The 3574-nt window shown below is 48.5% G+C and carries 3 protein-coding genes; all 3 read left to right on the forward strand.

All coding sequences use genetic code 11. The features are described 5' to 3' along the window. Positions 1–75: 75 nt before the first annotated feature. Entirely contained in the window at positions 76–795 is a 720-nt protein-coding gene (locus tag A3751_RS12760) for a hypothetical protein (protein WP_068456621.1), read from the forward strand. Between the two features lie 11 nt (positions 796–806). Continuing rightward, on the forward strand, positions 807–2312 hold the full coding sequence (locus tag A3751_RS12765; protein WP_068456624.1) for a DNA polymerase Y family protein: 1506 nt from the start codon (positions 807–809) through the stop codon (positions 2310–2312). Positions 2313–2339: 27 nt separating this feature from the next. After that, on the forward strand, positions 2340–3574 hold a 1235-nt coding region (locus A3751_RS12770; RefSeq protein ID WP_156492425.1), incomplete at its 3' end, for a PHP domain-containing protein.

Here is a 3574-nt window from a genome sequence, read left to right on the forward strand (position 1 = left end):
CAAATCTTAATTTGAATTACTGTTTATTTATACAGTATATTTGCTCGTCCGATGATTTGATCTTGGATGTGGCAAATGTCCCTTTCTTTGCAAGAGCTAAAAAATCGGCGTCTTGTTTGGAGTGCCAATCAGGCGCCGAATCATATTACTGAGCCAGCCTTTATCCCTAGCGGTTTTACTGTTCTTGATGAACAAATTGGTGGTTGGCCAAATTCCGGTTTGGTCGAGTTGCAACCTTCTGCGATGGGGGTCGGTGAGTTACGGCTGATTCTTCCGGTACTTGCGTCGCTGGCGAGTAGAACGACAGATCAAACCAAGTTGCAAGTGTGGTTACCTGGATGCATGCAGCTTATGCCGCAGGGGCTTGGCGCTGCTTTTACAAGTAACACGGTTATGCTCAAGAGCTTGAGCGCCAGTGAGTCTTTGTGGGTGCTGGATACCTTGCTACAAAGCGGTATTTGTTCGGCTGTGGTTTGTTGGCTGGATACGCTTGACCCTGCACAGGCAAAGCGTTTGCAAATCGCTGCGAAAGAGAGCAATACGCTGGTTTTTTGTATTCGTTCTATGGTGACTCAAGACAGCTCCTTACCGATTAGTTTACGCATGCGGCTGCAGCCGAGCGATCAGGGTTTGTTGCTTGATGTTTTTAAACGACAAAACGCCTATGCCGTTGAGCCTTTTCAGCTGAATCTTAACAACGCTTCGCCAGAGCTTTATCGGCGCCAGAAAATCTCCGATGCACATGCTTATCAGCATAATGTGATTTCGTTTCCTTCTGCGCTTGGTAAGAGTTAGGGGGGTGGATCATGCTCTGGTTAGCCTTGCACTTCCCGAATCTACATTTGAATAGTCTAGTGAGTGCTATTCCTGATAGGTCAGAGAAAGATAGGTCGGAGAAAGCTACGTTGGATAAAAATACGGGGAACAGCGAGACTCAGTCGCCAGCAATTGTGCTGATTAACCCCCAGCGAGAGCTTGTTCAGTTGAACGAGCGAGCTCGAGAAGAAGGCCTGCAAATGCACATGCAACTCGGAACGGCCTCGGCCATTCATAACGAATTACAGTGTTATGATTTGGATGAAGAGCTTGAAAGCAAGCGCCTGAATGAGCTTGCTTTGCAGTGTTATGCCTTAAGTAGCGATGTGGTTGTACGCGAGGCGCAGCGTTGCTTGCTGATTGAGTTCAGCGGCATGCTGAAACTGTATAGTGATGTGCAAAGCTATGTGCAGGCCACGATGACACATCTACAGGCTGAGTATGTCGATATGCAATGTGCGCTTGCACCATCACCGTTGCTGGCGGAAATGCTTGCGCGATGGCAGTACCTGCTTGCTGAGCCATGTATGTTCGCGCCACAGGCAGAGCTCGCGCTGCATAGTTTGCCGATTTCTTGTTTGAATGTTGCAGCACAAACGGTGCAAAAGCTTCAGCGCTTGGGGCTAGAGACGATTGGCGAGCTCATCGCCTTGCCTGATGCCGATCTTTCTATGCGCTTAGGCAAAGACTTTGTGATGTATTTACACCAGTTAAAAGCGGCAGCAAAACCGGTGCTTCCTCGTTTCTCATTGCCTGAATATTTTCAGTCATCTTTAAGCTTCGATGCGGAGGTGCACAGCGCTTCGGCTTTATTGTTCCCAGCAAAACGTCTGTTCGAACGGATGGAGCGATTTTTGCGCTGTCGCAGTCAAACTGTGCAGCATCTTGAGTGTCTGCTTTATGCGCGGAATAAACGCGTTCAAAAAGTGTCATTGGTAAGTGGTCACCCAGAAACAAGTGCCCAACATTGGCATGATTTGCTGCGCTTGAAATTTGATTATCTAAAGTTGGATGCCCCCGTATTAGGCTTGGAGCTGCAGGCGAGTGCCTTGTTGGCACTAGATGTAGAGCCACAAGATTTATTTGATACCGGTATAAGTCAGCGTTCTGTGTCGTCTACCTTGAATCGCCTTGAGTCCCGCTTAGGGCCGGAGCGTCTGGTGCGACCGATATTAAAAGACGCCCATGTGCCAGAGCAAAGCTTTGAGTATTGGCCTGCAACGCAGATGCCCAAACAAAGCCGACAATGGCAGGTATCTGAACCACTGCGCGAATATGCAGACAGCACCCTTCGGCCCTCTGTATTGCTAGAGCAGCCGGCCGCCCTTGCTGAAACGGTGCGCATTATTCATGGCCCCGAGCGAGTACAAACGGCTTGGTGGCAAGATCAGGCTGTCACCCGTGATTACTTTGTTGCCCTGAATGAGTACAAACAATTGTTGTGGGTGTTTCGGGATGCTGAACAGCAATGGTTTGTGCACGGCCTGTTTGCGTAGAGCGATGCGAGATACACGGCTGGTCGTATGAATAATCAAGTGGAATACGCAGAACTACATTGCTTGAGTAATTTCAGTTTTTTGCGTGGTGCATCGCAGCCGGAAGAGTTGATTCTGCAAGCTGAACAGCTTGGATACCGCGCTTTGGCCTTAACAGATGAGTGCTCTATGGCGGGTGTCGTAAGGGCCTATGCGGCAACGCGCTCTGAAGGCATTCAAACAAAGCTCATTGTTGGAAGTGAGTTTCAGCTCGAGGATGGGCCGAAAATTGTGCTCTTATGCCCAGATCGAGCCGCTTATGCGGAAGTATGTGCCTTGATTACGCTTGCTCGAAGGCGCTGCGAGAAAGGGCACTATGCTGTTTTTCAGCAAGATCTGAACACATTGCGGCATGCCTTGTTGTTATGGAAACCGAGCTCTCAAGCCAAGCCTGAATCTGAACTAGGAGATGAGGCTGATCGCAGTTTTGCCGAGTTTGTACAGCGTGCATTTCATAACCGTTGCTGGCTGCTGTACGAGCGCCTGCTTGATGCGCAAGAGTTTAAACGTGGCAGCGCATATCGACGTTGGTGTTGTAGCCTAAGCCATGATTTTAAGCAGCCAATTGTCTGTGCTGGTGATGTGCACATGCATGTGCCTGAACGTCAGGCTATTCAAGATGTACTTACCGCGATTCGCCACAATACGACACTCGATCAATTAGGCACTAAGGGCTTTTCAAACCTAGAGCGTAGTTTACGTCCTTTAAGTAAGTTGCGAAAAATCTACTCTGAGCAGGATATGGCCGAGACTGTGCGTATCGCACAACGCTGCTGTTTTGATTTGTCGACACTCCGTTATGAATATCCAGAAGAACTGGTGCCGAACGGTTTCACCGCTCATCAGTACTTGAAGCATTTAGTGGCTAAAGGTATGAAAACGCGCTTTCCGAACGGTGTTGCCCTACCTATTCAAGGCACGATTCGACGCGAGCTTAAGCTCATTGAAGAGCAGGGTTACGAATATTTCTTTCTTACTGTGCATGACATTGTGCGCTTTGCCAAATCTCGTGGAATTTTATATCAAGGCAGAGGCTCTGCGGCTAACTCTGTTGTTTGTTATTGTCTTGAAATTACCTCGGTTGACCCTCGCCAAATCAGCGTGCTGTTCGAACGCTTTATTTCCAAGGAACGTAATGAACCGCCTGATATCGATGTCGACTTTGAGCATCAACGTCGTGAAGAGGTGATGCAATATATCTATGAAAAATATGGGCGAGAGCG

The sequence above is a fragment of the Oleiphilus sp. HI0080 genome, from assembly GCF_001635135.1.